Below are 14,574 nucleotides of genomic sequence, written 5' to 3'. Positions count from 1 at the left end.
TACTGTATATAAATACAGTAATATCGATCGGCAGGATCGATCAAGTCGATTGATGGGGGTTTTTGCAAAGGGATTGGCGAGGAAGGGAATTTAGATGGGCGGATGCGGAGTGGGTGACTAAGCTTTAACCACACACCCCGCAGCCTGCATGAAGATGGACGCGGTCTTAACCTGCCCCGTCGCCGGGGCTTTTTTGTGATCAGGTACTCATTGCCTTATATAATGAGTGTCGGTAAGCTAGAGAAATATTTGATTAGTCTAATATTTTTACTTATTCACATAGGATGAGTTATAAGAAATGAACTTTCATTTGGTATGGGTATTTTTTTGTATAATTTCTGCTTCTTTTATATTTGGTTCAAAAAAATATAAAATCGAACCAAACAGAGAATTAAACATAGACGGGTTGAGATATCTCTTAGCTGCATTCGTTGTTTTTCACCACAATGATATATCTAAAGCGTACTTTGAAACTGGCAAATGGGCGCTTAATGACCCTATTTTAGGTTACATGGGACAATTTGGTGTTGCTGTATTTTTCATGATAACTGGTTATCTTTTCGGCGACATAAAGAAAGATACTAACTGGATATCTTTTTTTATAAAAAGATTTTTTAGAGTTGTACCTCTGACTTACATTTCTGCGATAATCTGTATATCAATAGCAACGTATGTTGGCATCAAGCTTGGCAACAATGCCGATTTTAGCAATGTTATATATTGGTTCGATGGTGGCCTGTCAGGCGTTAAACCACCTATTTATGGCTATAAGGATGCGCAATTCATTGGCGCTGCCGTAATGTGGACACTCTACTGGGAGTGGATTTTTTACTTCTCACTACCATTACTTTCTTTTGCATTTAATAAGACCTACACAGTAGGTATTTGCATTGCTGCAATATCTATTCTTGCCCACACGGCTGAATTTTTTAATATACCTATACATCACGCTTCATTACTTTTGTTCTTTGCGGCTGGAGTGCTCATCAAGAACCTGAAAATAATTTCTTCATCAAATTCTATAATAAAAAGCACACTTGCTTCATTGATACTCATTTACTGCCTGTTTGTATCAAATATTCACTCAGCCTATAACTTGACTTCATTTGTTCTGATTGGGGTGTTTTTCTTACTGGTTGCTAAAGGTGGGAACCTCTTTGGCATGCTTTCGACGCGAGGGTTTGTGGTGTTGGGTGATGCCAGTTATAGCATCTATCTGCTGCATGGAATTGCATGGTTTATTATGAATAAAGCATCATTTCACTATGGGATACAGAATAATGATGTTGCATATTATGCAATTCAGACTTTCGTGTGGTACGCAATATGCTTTATATCCCTAATGAGTTATAAGCACTTTGAAAAGCCATTTATTTTATATGGTAAAAAGGTTGCATCAAAATTCGAGGCAACCTGTACTAAAGAGGCTTAACATCAGTTTGTATTGGCCGGGATTTCCGGCCAATCAATCACATCTGCAGTGTTTGCATCAATGCGGCTTAAAGTAACTCTATATTTCTTCCAGACTGACAGGGCGGCCTTCTCTTCATCAGTTGCAATACCTTCATCTACTGCGTCCTGTAAAATATCACGATACTGAGTTGCTTCGTCCAATAGCGATTTCTTAAGAGCAATGTTAGATTCAACTGCTTTCATTTGAATTGCTTCTTTATCATCGTCGCTCAATATTCGTTCGATGAGTAAGGGTTCCCCTTTTTTGGTGCTAGTTATAACCTTCCCTTCAGCTTGGCCGTTTAACATTGATCTCCATAAATCCTCACTGATATCAATGGCATCATTCGGAATTTCAGTGTTAATATCTGTGTCATAAAAAGCGTTTTCTAAAGCAGAAAATTTCTTCATTTTAATATCCTAAAGCTATCCACCAAATACCTTTATTAGCACCTGTAGTGCCGCCGCTATTGCTTATATCCATGGTTGAGTTGCTTTTTATTTGCGCGCCCACCCCATATTCTCCAGAAAGAGTAATTGAAGCACCTTTACAAGCAACCGCAGTAAAACCAGCATTCGGAAATGCTATGGGTAATGTCACGGTGGTTGTTGTTTGATTGGTGAATAATCCATTACCCCACTGAATAATCAAACCGCCAGGAAGTTTCTGGTAACCCCCGCCTGCAACCAGAGAAGATACAAAATAACTCATATCGGGTATTTGGTTAATTCCTACACCCACACTTCTAAAAGCGGCCGTGCCTAGATCTGTTGTAATATTCGTTCCATCACCCACAAGATATGAAGTAGAACCTGAAGGAATGGACACGCCCGTGCCAGAAGGGGTTTTAAAAGTGACAGAGAATGCTCCCGTAGCGCCATTAACAACAGTCCAGTTTTTTCTCCATGCAGGCACAATAATGTTGATGTTGGCAGTCAATGTTCCTGTAAGGGTAATTCTGCTCTTTGACGCCTGAAGCGTTGTAAGGGTGACGCTAGATCCAGAAAGACCAGTGATAGCAGTGGTTCCATAATTGTCAGATGGAACCCATCCAGTTAATGCGGCCGTGGTATTTTCAGGATTCGTACTGTTTCCATCTGTGGTGTTTAGCCAGAAGCCATCCAGTGTTGAGTTTGGAATTCTGGCGCCTTTAGGATAGCCAGCTACGGCAGTATTAAATGCCGCATTGAATGGGTAACCGGCGCCCGCCTGTGACCAGCGAATTGCAGCGGTGATGTCGTTGAACACGCCGTTAAAGTCGGTGCCAAACGGCGGCACGCCTCCGCCAGCAAGAGGTGTCCTCGTAAGCGGAGGGAACCCATCATTATAAGACGCTCGACCAGCAACAATGCCAATTTGAGAGTCGTTGGGAATGTCCTGCTTTGAACCCGCATCAGCGAACGGGATGGGAAGTAATTTAGGCTGTGAGCTGGTTTGCATTTTGAATTCCTGAATCAGGGAAGAATGTTCCGCTTTCGAATGGCTGAAGGTCAGCCTCGGCGAAGCCAAATGTGTTATTAAAATCGAGTGACATAATGCTGACGCTCACACCTGCAGGTTTGGCGATCGCATTGGAGTTGAGCAAAATAGCCCATTCAACCGGGGAAAGGTTGAAGCTGAATACATAGCTCATCGACATAACGCCGGTGATTGCTACGAAAGCATCACCCTCACCTTCGAATAGGTAGTTAAGTGCGTTATTTAGCGAAGGAATTGAGCAATCAGTTATGTTCGCCATTGCTTTGGCAAGAATGAGTTTTCTGTAGCCATCATTAGCCAACCTGACCGTTGTGGTTAGCTGAAGCCCCTCATAAAAAGGAGCTTCATCGAACGGCTTTGGAGAGTCGTCGTTCGCACTTATGAACGCTTCGTCGAACCCGAAATTGGTTGTTTGCTGCGGCACGTTAAGCAGCCTGGACACGCCGACTATCTTGCCCCACACGTCCAGCCCGTAATCTTCAGCCGTAGAGATATCCCAGATGGTTGAGAGGAATTCTTCGGTGAATTCCGTCATATCCATCGTGGTATTGAATGATTCAATCAGGCTTCGGAGGTTAGGGCTTGCGGCGTATTGTGTGAGGATTGTGTCTCTCACATTCTTCATACGAGGGTTACGCTTATGTCATTGGCATCGAGGGAAGGTATCTGGTCAACGCCGTATTCAACGGATGGACTGTAATTCGTGCCGTCGATGCTGATGGTCACTGACAGGACGTTTACGGATGCAGTGTCGATGTTGTTCAGCACTGAGTAATAACCTCCGGCGAAAACCTTCGATGCGATACGTGCCTTTGGAACTAACTCGCTGTTGCCATTGAACGCACTGATAATCGCCTCCTGCGCCTGACTGACGATGTCAGAAGGAAGTGATGAAGTGTTCTCCAGCTGCACCTTGAAGTAGGTTCGCGTCTGCGATGGCGTGTTCCATGTCATCGTATATTTCGGCGAAATATTGGTGCCACGTGATGTATCAGTAACCACCGCTGATGTGTTGCCAACCATGCCGCAACCAGCCTGATTCTTCACGTAGATGGCCTGCGCAATATCATCGGCTTCACCGCCATAAACGGCGATATAAACGCTGTGCGCTGGTACCGGGTAATTTGTGGAGCCGATATTTACCGTCTCGCCAGAGTGATTCGACCAGACATATGCATCCACAACACCATCCACATCGAGCACTGCAGCATAAATTGACTCGGGAGTACCCTTTGCGTTTAACGCTACCGACTGCTTACGTCGGTATTCGAAGTTGGAGCGAGTCTCTACCGCATTACCAGGCACACCGGCGGCGGCATTTGTGATGCCTGACCAGCCGTTAACCGCTCGATAAATCGTGTTCAGTGAGCCAATCGGGCAGGCAATAGCGCCAGTTGTCTGATTCTGGAACACGATATCGACTGCGCCCGATGCAGGGATAGTGGCGTCAACAAGCGAGAAGTAGATGTAACCCGCGTCATCCTGCGCAGCGCTACCAGCAGGAATTAATGTGCCAACCAATCCGGTTGCCGTGGCAGTTACAGTGGTCCCCTGCGCCGCTATGCGGTCAATGAAGTAAATGCGGCCGATAGCATCCTGAAATCGTCCGGATGCATAATCGGGGTTGATGCCATTTACGATCGCCAGCTTCTGGTCATTGTTTTCCGCAATAATTGCCGTGTCACTCATGGCAATCTGACCCTGCGGCGTCGTCAGGCTTTTGCTCATCCCGCCGCCAAGCGCGTCATCCAGATCGCTCAGTCGCCCGTCGAGAATATCTTTCTCATCAGGAACGGAGAGGCCAATGTCAGAGAACGTTGCCGCCGGCACTGAGGTTGTGACAATTACTTCATCTACCATGTTGGCCTCAGAAATTGATGGTGCTCTGGTTATAGTTCGTGTCGGTTATGGTCATAACGCCGGAAGCTACGCGGTTCTGCTTGCCAATGACGGTCGTGCAGGTTGCGGTCTGGACGTAATCCAGTTTCAACGCCTCTGACTGCATCTTGGTGTTGATTAGCTGCGTGCCTGGCCAATGTCCGAGGATGCGCTGGTAGTAAGGAATGCCGAGCGTGGTGTCATACCAGGCTTCACCCAAGAACGTCTTGCAGGCGCACGCAACGTCCTGTGCCACCGCGTAGGGATTTGCAGTCGATGCGAGGTTGCCTGCGCCATCCAGAGTGATGTCCCATGCTTCGGTGTTTAGCTGAAGTGATTTGGTTAGCATGCTTTCTCCGGCAATAAAAAACCCGCCGAAGCGGGTTTCAATAAAATTGCATGTAATTGCGCAGCCAAACGGCTAGCATATTAGTTAACATAATTTATAGGTGACTTATGAAACGAAATCTGATTATAGCCTTAGCCCTATCATCCATTTCTGCGTGCTCATCCAATTCAACCGTAATCAATTCGACTCAAAAAAAGCAATATGCATCCGATCGCGAAAGGACAGTAGCAATTGAAAAAAAAATGGCATCTCAGCAGAAGTTAGCAAATGAAAAAGCCAATCAGACCGCGAAAGATACTGGATGTAGTGATTACGCTTTGACCAGTTCTAAATCTTATTATCAGATGGCTATGAAATACTATGGAACTAACCCTTCATCAGTATCAGAGACACCGGAGCAGTGGGCCGCAATGGCTGCTCAGGCTTGCGTCTCAGGATATGAAGCAGGATTATCAGGCCAGCCACAATCAATAATTGATCGTCACCTATATAGCATTCAGGATAATTTTACTGACCCATTCCAGTACAAAGCAGTAGCAGGGGCTATGTATTGGGGATACGGACGGTCTATGCGGTAGGCAATCCTGATTTGCCACTACCCGGCTGCACCCCATCCGTTCTATGGCCAATAAGAGAAATATCACCAGCCTGAAAATCTACGTCAGAGGTGACTTTATTTTTGAAATGAGCCTCACCCGCATAACTCCCTTCCCCCTGACCAACATTCCCATTAAGCAGAATTTGGGGGGAGTTAATCTCCGCCCTGCTCTCAGCATTGATGGAAACCACATTGCTGTTAATATTTATAGTTAGGGGTGAAACTATATCTATACCATCATTCGAGAATTTCACATATTGGCTCGGCTCAGAGTTAAGCACCCCGCCTAAATAAATTGCATCAGCGTAATTGTGTGTACGATTGGAGCCGGGTAGTGATGATTCTTTGGTTGCCTTTATCCCACTTATGTCACGGTCACATATGGCGATAATTCCAATATCACCAACAACAGGGGGCATAATCACAGCACTTGCTCCGCGCTGAAGCCTCCACACTGGAACTCCATAAATCTCTGTCTTGGGTATTCTGTCGCCATTACCAGTAAAGCCTTCAACAAGAGGCCTGACCGTTACAACTTCGCCTTCATTAGAAACTTCAGAAACAACTGCAAGAGTTATAAATGCATTGCTCATCAACATTCTTTGAAAGATGAATTCCTGAACATTTGCCTCTGTGGATGTATCCTGTGGGGTCGTTGTGAATGCGTTTTGCATGTCATTGCCTTATATCGGTTAGCTGAGCAATAGAACCTCGGCATATAGTCGTCCACGGTCCGCCTTCCGTCCAGGATGTGAGGTGATGTGTTGCAGCATGTATCGTATAAATACCGCTCGCATTGGGTAGGGAAGTTTCAAGCTGGCACCTGCGTCCAATCACAATCAAATCACTATAAGTACATTGGAAAGTAACTCCGTAATTACTGAAAACAGGGTAACCGAGAAGGCCGGTAGAGGGTGATATTAAAGGCTTCACATCATCTACAGCGCCCGTTTGGGGCCAAATAAAAATGACGCCCAATCTTGGATCATAATTAATTCCAGCAGCCTTACATGCCTTCCTTATTTGTTCTATTGGGTTTCCATCGAAGTAAGGATTTGAAATCTTGTAACTCACACCACTGTTTACAACGGTATACCCTATGCTTTTTGCAATGGTCGTAATTACATCAGCAACATCGACACTCCCACTTGCGCTAAATGGCGAGGCTGGGATTGATTGCTCGTAGCCTGTAGCATTGCCGCTGATGATTAATGGAGCGTCAGGCATTTGATTAAAGTCTGCAAAGCAATTTGTGATAGATCCAAAGAAAACAACTTTTCCATCAGCCCATATTTTGAGCATGTTTTGCTTTGCGCCATCAAGTTGAATCCCCTTGTAACTAAGCTTCGCCATTAACTCCAGGCTCAATCCGAATAGCCGGCAATCTAATGTTGAACCAGACACGCCACCATAAGCTCCAATTTCCATTTCAGCTTTAACATTGTCGATGGTTAAGGTGTCGTTTCCTTTATCATCAAACTTCCCTTCCTTGAGTTTGAACTCAAACTTCAGGCTGCGTTTTTTGTAAGTCATGCGGCTGCGCTCATTTCTTCAGCAGTGGCGTAAAAGAGCTGGAAGCGATCACCCAAGCCATCGTAAGTCGGGTCATCACTTCCCTTCGTGTCAGCGAAGAACAACTCACCCCGGAACCCAAGGTGGGAATATCGGACCAACTTGTTACCGTTGATGCAGATAACACCCTGCGCTATCCACAAATCATCAATGCCGATGTCGATATATAGTCCGGTAGTCCGCTGGTAGATGCGAAGGGTTACTGACTGATCGCCAAGTCTGACGGTCATCTCCTGCGCCTTAATGGCCTGCAATGTGATTGTCTGCATCAGGTGATTACCTTAACCAGTTCAGTGACGGATGATGAAAGCTTGTTGATAGCTGAGGTTGCGGCACCGTTGATGGATGCCGTAGTCGTCTGCGTGATGTTGCTGGCTACCGAAGATACCTTGTTTGCCACCGTAGTGGAGGCACTGGAAACAGAGTTTTTCAGGCCGGTTAGCGCCGATGAAACGTTGCTTTGCGTGGCTTCTGAGGTAGAGGAATTCACTTTCTCAGTCACCGCGCTGGATGCCTGGCTGGTAGCGTTCGAGGTGGTTTTGCTCTGTGCGGTGGTGCTGGTTAGCGTCACCTCCGCCTCTTCCAGAACGGACTGGAAAATTGCCTCGACGGTCAATAGCGTCACATCGCGATCAGACCATCGGTAGTTGTATCGCACAAGGTCGTACTTTTCGTAGGTGGTATCGGGGGTTTCGATATCATACGTTTTTGCCGCCCCGACCATTTCGTCCAACGCAGCAAGCATGTCGGAACGGCTCGTTAGCGAGAAATTGGTCAGATTTGGTAGGGAGCCAGATAACGCAGACCAGCCTTCAAGGACAAACAGCACGCGAATAACCGGCGGACGCTTCACTTTGTTGTACGAGCTATAAGAGCCACTTTCGATAGGCGCAGACACAACTGATGCGTCAGCGCCATACTCTATGCCAAGAAACGATGTAGGGTTTATGGCCTTACCGGTTCCATCATTGAAGTAAATGCCGAAGCTTGGGCTGATAATGCTGTTGATGACTGAGAAAATGCCGCCACCCTGCACGGCATTCAGTAGTGTTGTTTCGTTCAGAGAAAAGTTCATTATCCACCCTGACCTGACATAGATGGCACAAGAAGGCTGTTGCGGCTTATGCTGCGTTGCGCGTCCTGAGCCAGCGCATCGATGCTTGATGCATTGCTCTGCACTTTCATTTCACCGATGTGAATGTCCGTCTTCGGTCCAGACTGTGGCTGCATGGCTGTGTCACGGGTCACCGATGCCGCCGAACCGAGCTGAATGCCGCTAAGGATGTCCCGATCGCTTACGTAGCCTTTGCCATTCTCATGGTTAACAATGCCGCGAATCAGCTTGAACACTGTTTCCTGATCGCCACTATCAAGCTTTTCATCCGCCTGCTTTCCGGTGGCCCCGACAAGTTGCTTGATGTAGGCGGATACGTTGTTGTCATCGCTGGCTGGCGCATACTTATTAACTATTTTCTCGACAGTATCTACGCCGCGACTGAAATAGAGCTTGAGCTGTCTGTGAAGTGCTGCAATGCCCTCCTGCATACTGCTAAAGACGGCGAATCTACCGTTTTCTCCGCCCTCTTTCGTGGCGCCAGCCTGACCTGCAAAATTCAGATTGCCAGGGTTGTTGTTGCGAATTCCGCGTGGCTTAGTGCCGTATGCGTCATATTTGTTATCTGCATCGCCGGTCTTGCTGATTGAATCCCACCATGCATATGACTTTTTGAGCCATTCATCAGCCTTGCCCATAATGCCGCCGGTGCTGCCGGTATTGTTGTTCATCTTGTCAATCAGGTACTGACCGGTGGTTTTACCTTCCTTTTTGGCTTCTTCATCGCTCGAGCCGAGCTTATCCCACGCACTTACAGCTGCGATTGCAGCAAGCAACGGAGCAAAGCCGCCGCGAACTCTTGCAATGCCTGAAAGCATCTTCAGCGCCCAACTTCCAACGACAAACGCAGCCAGTATTTCCAGTGCGTTCTGCCATCCACCGACAGCATCAACCACCTTGTTTACTTCGGCGGCAGAATCAGTGAAGAACTTTTCGATCTCTGGTCCATGTTCGGCTATCCAGATGCCGATCTTCTCAATTATCGGGATGAGCTTTTCTACGTAGGGAATGAGCGCTTCATAAAGCACCTGCGCAGCTGCGGAGAAGTTCTGCTTCATCTCTTCCAGGCGGCGGTTAAATTGCAGCGCCTTCTTGGTTGCCCCGTCCGTTGCTTTGGATATCTGCGCAAAGCGGTCTGCATCGCGCACCAGAGAGCCGTTAGATAGCCCTTGCTGTGTTGCATTGTCGAAACCGAACATGCTGCCCAAACGGCGCTGAGCGTCTTTATTCAGCTTGGTCCAGTTCGTAGCAATCTTGCGCATGATCGATTCGGAGTTATCGTTCTGATAATCGAAGTTTGCACCGGTGGCGCCGGCGAACGATGAAAGCGCCGCGAACAGTGGATTGTCCTGCCCGCCGCCCGTTCTGATTTGCGTCAGCACATCCTGAAAGTTGCTCAGTGTGCCGGTCATCTTCTCAGCGCTTGAGCCAGCAGCGCTTGCCGCACGCTCCCAGCCATCCAGAGCTTTTGCAGAAATATCCAGAGACTGCGACTGAATGCCAAGGCGCATCAGGTCGTTTGTCATGCCGGCCACGAACGATTTAAAGCCCTGTACTGACAAGGTAACGCCTACCAGTGCCAGCAGCTCAGTGCGGATTGAGCCAAAGAAAGAGGCCGCTCTTTTACCTGCGGCCTCCATGTCCTTCGCTGTCTGCTCTGCCTGCTTGCGGGTGTCATCTAAACCACCCTTCACATCCTTCTGGCCTTTCTTGAACCCTGACGGATCGAGACCAAGCGTTACAACCAGAGAGTCGATAATTGTTGGCATTGTTAATCACCCTGCTTATTAGCCACCATCCGGTTGTAGTTATCCACGGTAATAATCTCCAGCCACCACCATAAGTCCTCAACGCCCAGCGTCGTGCTGAGCTCCGTCAGAGAGCACTTCCCTGACGAAAGCACGGTAGCTATGGTTTTAGGCACGTTGACATAATCAGCAAGGCCTATGATGGTCTCGCTCATCATTGGTGGGATGTCTAACTGGCGGCGGCGGTGAAAAAATCTACGTGAAGCTTGAACACTTCCATGCGAAGTTTGAGGCGCGTGGCGATCTCCTCAATGTCATCATCGATGAGCTTGCGCTTGATGCTCTGATTGCTGGCATCTGGAACGCATTGCACACACTCCATGAGCTCATCCAGCAGCGGTTTGGCTTCTGCGGCAGGGATTTGTGAAACCATTTTCAGGCCGGTACTTGCCATCGCGGCAATTCCCATGTCAGCGAAGTTATCAGGTAACTCAACGCCGCTACGTGCCATCGCCATCCCGGCGCGAATTGCCCACCATTCAGCCTGTGTTGCTGACATCTCGCGGATGAAGAACACCTTGCCGAGGTCGCGCCCTTTGGTGTCTACGGTGTAGAAAATCTCTTTACGTGCCATGTGTTGCCTTATGGGTTGTAAGCTTCAGGGGTGACGTTTTCCCAGTTAATCTGGAAAGTACCCGCCGCCAGTACGCGTTGTGCATCAGGCATCGCCTTGGTGCGCTGCAGGATGCCGTTGGTCAGCGTGTACTTTTTGCCGGTTGCAGGGATGATGATCGTCGCGTTGCATCGGAAGATTGCTTTTGCCGTTACTGAGGTGAGCACCCACGTTTCGAAGATGGGCCAGCTTGGGCTATCAGGCATGATGGTGATCGTCTGCAGGTATTCACCGAAGACGAAGCCACCTGATAGCTTGCCGTCGGCGCCACGGACAGCGACCGCCATTTCGGTGTCGCCCATCGCAAACATCGCGTCAGCGGCGTAACCCTCAAGCACCTGCGCAGATGGGTACAGGTTTGTCACAGTGAGCGAAAAAATAGCGTCAGCACTGGTGATCGTGTTATTTCCGGCCATTTATTCGGCTCCTTACTGAACTTCAATTGAGGCGAGAGTGATTTTCTGTACCGCGCCGCCGTCACAGTACCAAAGCGTCATGCGAGGGCTGGTGCGATCTGCTCGCTGCGCTGCTGTTGGGTCGGCGATATAGAGATACCAGCCTTTCGCCAGCAGGGAGGCACTGATGTCTGTTCCCACTGCGTTCATGATTTCTGACTGCTGAGCGCTCGACAGTGATACGCCTGTGCGGATGCCGCCAAACAGAACACCCTGATTGATGGTGTCAGCAAATCCGGCTTCGATAATTGCCTTGCCGCGCGCGTTGTACGGGATAGAGCGGTTCGACTGAAGAGTGATGATTGCATCCTGCATCAGGTTGGCGTTTAGCCAAATCTGGAAGCAGAAGCTATCAAACCACTTGAAGTCTCCAGTGATCGTGCCATCAGCCCAATAATTGGTTGAGTAGTTATTAGCTGCGTAGCTGCCGTAGAAGTTGTAACCGTTGGCGATCAGCGCGTCGTAGTCACTCGAAGAGGTTACGCTTGCAGGCAGCCCGGTTACAGAGCGGAACTTGGCAGGAACGCGGCCTTCCTGACGATCAAAGTCGAGGGCGGCGGCATATCCAAGCAGGGATGCAGCCTGCACGTTGGTAGCAAATGCTGGTACCACGCTTCCGTAGTCATTAACAGTGATGATTTTGTAGGACAGCGTTTCTGTGCTGCCTGCAACAAGAGCGTCACCAGCGGTCGTGTGGGCCACATAACCGAATCGGAAATTCTGCGCACTTACCCATGAAGAGAATGCCAGGTGCTGAGCTTCGGTTGCATCGAATGACGTGGTGAAGATGGCCCAATCCTGACTCTTATCCAGCAGAGCGATGAAAAAGTCGGTTGGGTTCTGAGCATCAGCGCCTTGTGAGATAACAGCACCTGCAGCAGCGGTTAGCTTAAGTTTTGTCGCGATTTCGCCTCCGGCATATGAGATTGAGCTTCCCGAGCCGGTAGTGTCGGATGCGATCGTGAAGGCTTTCTGTGTAGTGTCATAAGCCACCACCACGGAGTTTCCGATCGCCGACTCAATCAGGTCTGCAGCCGCCGCAAAGCTTGTTGCGCCACTCAGGTCAATATTGGTCGACGTTTTCAGTGTTCCATCGACAGTGATGGTCATGACGCCACTCATCAGTTTCAGCTCATCGAGCGTAACCGATGCCATCGAAGCAGAACGCAGCCAGGCAGAAACCGGGGCGGTATTGTATTGACCGAAGAGCAGGTTGCCCGGCTTCTTGGTTGAATTGTCATACCCGGTGAAGTAGATGGCCGCCATCGAATATTCATCCGATGAGCTACCAAAATATTTTGCCACATCCTCTTTAGTGGAGAATGAAACGACATTACCCACCGGCGCATACGTGCTTTGGGTGAGGATAAGACCATTCAGATCAACCGCGTTACCGCCAGCAGCGAGCACGCCAGGGTTAATCTGGACATCTTTTGTTAACGGAATTGCCATTTATGAATTCTCCGGTGGGAATTTCAAATCTGCGGCGACTACGCCGACTTGTATGCTGTCCATGAAATCCAGAGTTGTGGCTATCACGGCGTTAAATTGCGCGATGAAATCAAGCGTCCAGCGGCTTTCATACTGCTGCTCAGCGTTAATCATCGTTGTCTGATGCGGTTCACCGGCATAGAGCGGCGTCACCGGCATATTGTTTTGTTTGAACCAGTTCGCGGCGTATTCAGAACGAATCATCGTGCCGACGATCGCAGCCATTTCTGCGGCCGTGTTGCCGTAGAAATCGAGCTGGCATCGCCACTGATTGCTTCGCTGCGTCATCTCACTTCCAGCACCCACACCAGGATCGTTATAAGCAACGCGGTTGGTTGACAGGCCGGTAATGAACATCGGCGTCATGGTGACGAAGTCTTCATTCGGCATCGGCACAAGGTTTTCCTGCGCCAGAAACACCTCTACGTCGACGAGAGACAATAAAAAACCGCGCAAGGCGGTCGTAAGGTCATCCTGTTTTATGCTTATCGTTGCACTCATGTGCTCACCTGCAGCGTTACAGCGAAGGCGCACCAGTCAGGCCACTCTTCCAGAGGTTGAGTAATCAGCCACGTCTCGCCGTTAACGATGAGCTTGTCTCCGCCCTTTTGTTTCGGTCGGTTGACGCCTTCAAAGTTACCGTTCACATACGCTTTCTTTTTGATGCCCTGCAGGTTTAACCCGTCGAGCTTCATCAGGTCGGTGTAGGTCAATGGCTGAAGCTGCACGGTCACGTCCTGTTCACTGTAAGCAGGAACGCGATGGCCGGCGGCGTCAGTTGTGTATGTGCCAAGGCTAACCATCATCACGCCCGGCACATCCGCATTAACTGTGGTGATAGCGCGGCGCACAATGCCATGTAGGTTCATACGCCGTCCTTAACGTCATAATCGACCGAGCTCAGCATGTGAGAGGTTTCAATCAGCGGCTTAGCAAACCCTTTCCGCTTAATGGTGTAGGGAGATAATGGTGGGTCTGTGAATTCACGAATTGACTCCTGCAGCTGCGACTTGATGTGCTCGCCCATTAATGGAAGAAATGCACGCGGGTCGTAACTGGTGGCGATCGCAATTCTCGAAATGTCATTTCCCCACTCGGGTGATTTGACCGCAATCATGCGTCGAAAGAATGGGCGGGCCGGACGGTTCATGCCCGGATCGCCAAACTCATTTGCTGCAGCAACCATAGGCACCGATTCGCCGTCAGGGTAAGTTGCTCCCTCAAGAAACCCAACCCGCAACGTAGATCCGTTACCCAATTTCTCCGCAATCTCCGACAGCGCTTTCTCGATGCCTTCACCACCTGAAAAGCTAGTCATCATTACCTCCGAAAGGTGCCGCGGCGATTGTAGTGATACGGATACATCGATGGTGAGCCACCGGGCAGGTAACGAATCGTCCTGTATGGCAGCGTGGCCTGCCAGTACTGTGCGCCGTAAGGTGTCTGGAGATACCACCATGAAGCGGAGCTGGAGGGGCCAGCATCCACTGACACCGACACAGAACCTTCAGATGCGCTCGTTACCCGCCCAACCAACCCTGACGCCGCCTGCCCGCCTACCCCACTAGTGAGGGAGGTGATGTGAGCTACCAGCATATTCAGGAACACCGCTCGCTGATTCACATCAGTGACCGGGCTTGTGTCGGTGTTATTCAGGTAGACCGTTGCTTTAACGAAGTTAGCATTCAGCAGCGTGTCACTTACGGTTTCGAATTCCGGGTAACTTTCGCGGAATGCCGCGACATCAAACACAACGATCGCCAT

19 protein-coding genes are annotated in these 14,574 nt (G+C 49.1%); 2 read left to right on the top strand and 17 right to left on the bottom strand.

Annotation, left to right across the window (positions count from 1 at the left end):
- Positions 1 to 298 precede the first annotated feature (298 nt).
- Positions 299 to 1,432 carry an acyltransferase family protein gene (locus PZBJ_RS20485; protein WP_101764026.1) on the top strand — a complete coding sequence of 378 codons (1,134 nt, stop codon included), beginning with the start codon at positions 299 to 301 and terminating at the stop codon, positions 1,430 to 1,432.
- Between the two features lie 2 nt (positions 1,433 to 1,434).
- Here PZBJ_RS20485 and PZBJ_RS20480 read toward each other — a convergent pair whose 3' ends face one another.
- The 5 genes from PZBJ_RS20480 to PZBJ_RS20460 are packed head-to-tail and all read right to left on the bottom strand — an operon-like array spanning position 1,435 to position 5,159.
- The gene (locus tag PZBJ_RS20480) at positions 1,435 to 1,863 is read right to left on the bottom strand and encodes a tail fiber assembly protein (protein ID WP_101764025.1); all 429 of its coding nucleotides are present in this window, start codon (positions 1,861 to 1,863) and stop codon (positions 1,435 to 1,437) included.
- 1 nt (position 1,864) lies between these two features.
- Positions 1,865 to 2,893: a gp53-like domain-containing protein gene (locus PZBJ_RS20475; RefSeq protein WP_101764024.1), complete on the bottom strand. Its 1,029-nt coding sequence runs from the start codon at positions 2,891 to 2,893 to the stop codon at positions 1,865 to 1,867.
- Complete coding sequence (locus tag PZBJ_RS20470) at positions 2,871 to 3,557, bottom strand: DUF2612 domain-containing protein (RefSeq protein ID WP_101764023.1); 687 nt, start codon at positions 3,555 to 3,557, stop codon at positions 2,871 to 2,873. The genes PZBJ_RS20475 and PZBJ_RS20470 overlap by 23 nt, the downstream gene beginning before the upstream one ends.
- On the bottom strand, positions 3,554 to 4,792 hold the full coding sequence (locus PZBJ_RS20465; RefSeq protein WP_101764022.1) for a baseplate J/gp47 family protein: 1,239 nt from the start codon (positions 4,790 to 4,792) through the stop codon (positions 3,554 to 3,556). Before PZBJ_RS20465 ends, PZBJ_RS20470 begins: the two co-directional genes overlap by 4 nt.
- Positions 4,793 to 4,799: 7 nt before the next feature.
- Positions 4,800 to 5,159, bottom strand: coding sequence for a contractile injection system sheath initiator (locus PZBJ_RS20460; RefSeq protein ID WP_101764021.1), 360 nt, complete (start codon positions 5,157 to 5,159; stop codon positions 4,800 to 4,802).
- Between the two features lie 107 nt (positions 5,160 to 5,266).
- Here PZBJ_RS20460 and PZBJ_RS24075 point away from each other — a divergent pair, with 107 nt between their 5' ends.
- Complete coding sequence (locus tag PZBJ_RS24075) at positions 5,267 to 5,737, top strand: hypothetical protein (protein WP_146001311.1); 471 nt, start codon at positions 5,267 to 5,269, stop codon at positions 5,735 to 5,737.
- Here PZBJ_RS24075 and PZBJ_RS20455 read toward each other — a convergent pair.
- The 12 genes from PZBJ_RS20455 to PZBJ_RS20395 all read right to left on the bottom strand — a co-directional run bounded on the left by PZBJ_RS20455 (position 5,727) and on the right by PZBJ_RS20395 (position 14,574).
- Entirely contained in the window at positions 5,727 to 6,431 is a 705-nt protein-coding gene (locus tag PZBJ_RS20455; protein WP_101764020.1) for a Gp138 family membrane-puncturing spike protein, read from the bottom strand. The genes PZBJ_RS24075 and PZBJ_RS20455 overlap by 11 nt on opposite strands.
- A gap of 1 nt (position 6,432) precedes the next feature.
- Positions 6,433 to 7,290 (bottom strand): baseplate hub protein, encoded by an 858-nt coding sequence (locus tag PZBJ_RS20450; RefSeq protein ID WP_101764019.1) that lies wholly within the window; start codon positions 7,288 to 7,290, stop codon positions 6,433 to 6,435.
- Positions 7,287 to 7,598 carry a phage baseplate plug family protein gene (locus PZBJ_RS20445; protein ID WP_101764018.1) on the bottom strand — a complete coding sequence of 104 codons (312 nt, stop codon included), beginning with the start codon at positions 7,596 to 7,598 and terminating at the stop codon, positions 7,287 to 7,289. Before PZBJ_RS20445 ends, PZBJ_RS20450 begins: the two co-directional genes overlap by 4 nt.
- Positions 7,598 to 8,404 carry a hypothetical protein gene (locus PZBJ_RS20440; protein ID WP_101764017.1) on the bottom strand — a complete coding sequence of 269 codons (807 nt, stop codon included), beginning with the start codon at positions 8,402 to 8,404 and terminating at the stop codon, positions 7,598 to 7,600. Before PZBJ_RS20440 ends, PZBJ_RS20445 begins: the two co-directional genes overlap by 1 nt.
- Positions 8,404 to 10,212 (bottom strand): hypothetical protein, encoded by a 1,809-nt coding sequence (locus PZBJ_RS20435; RefSeq protein ID WP_101764016.1) that lies wholly within the window; start codon positions 10,210 to 10,212, stop codon positions 8,404 to 8,406. The genes PZBJ_RS20440 and PZBJ_RS20435 overlap by 1 nt, the downstream gene beginning before the upstream one ends.
- A 208-nt stretch (positions 10,213 to 10,420) precedes the next feature.
- Entirely contained in the window at positions 10,421 to 10,825 is a 405-nt protein-coding gene (locus PZBJ_RS20425) for a hypothetical protein (RefSeq protein WP_101764015.1), read from the bottom strand.
- Between the two features lie 8 nt (positions 10,826 to 10,833).
- On the bottom strand, positions 10,834 to 11,280 hold the full coding sequence (locus PZBJ_RS20420; protein ID WP_240632926.1) for a phage tail fiber protein: 447 nt from the start codon (positions 11,278 to 11,280) through the stop codon (positions 10,834 to 10,836).
- A gap of 12 nt (positions 11,281 to 11,292) precedes the next feature.
- A complete protein-coding gene (locus PZBJ_RS20415; protein WP_101764014.1) occupies positions 11,293 to 12,771 on the bottom strand; it encodes a DUF3383 domain-containing protein in 1,479 nt (492 codons plus the stop codon).
- Complete coding sequence (locus PZBJ_RS20410; protein ID WP_206098227.1) at positions 12,772 to 13,311, bottom strand: phage neck terminator protein; 540 nt, start codon at positions 13,309 to 13,311, stop codon at positions 12,772 to 12,774.
- A complete protein-coding gene (locus PZBJ_RS20405) occupies positions 13,308 to 13,679 on the bottom strand; it encodes a hypothetical protein (RefSeq protein ID WP_101764013.1) in 372 nt (123 codons plus the stop codon). The genes PZBJ_RS20410 and PZBJ_RS20405 overlap by 4 nt, the downstream gene beginning before the upstream one ends.
- On the bottom strand, positions 13,676 to 14,131 hold the full coding sequence (locus PZBJ_RS20400; protein ID WP_167391205.1) for a hypothetical protein: 456 nt from the start codon (positions 14,129 to 14,131) through the stop codon (positions 13,676 to 13,678). The genes PZBJ_RS20405 and PZBJ_RS20400 overlap by 4 nt, the downstream gene beginning before the upstream one ends.
- Positions 14,131 to 14,574, bottom strand: coding sequence for a DUF4054 domain-containing protein (locus tag PZBJ_RS20395; protein ID WP_101764012.1), 444 nt, complete (start codon positions 14,572 to 14,574; stop codon positions 14,131 to 14,133). The genes PZBJ_RS20400 and PZBJ_RS20395 overlap by 1 nt, the downstream gene beginning before the upstream one ends.

Source organism: Pantoea endophytica (assembly GCF_002858935.1).
Classification (GTDB): Bacteria; Pseudomonadota; Gammaproteobacteria; order Enterobacterales; family Enterobacteriaceae; genus Pantoea; species Pantoea leporis.
Note: the sequence above shows the minus strand (reverse complement) of the source record. Positions and strands in the feature narration are given on the sequence as shown.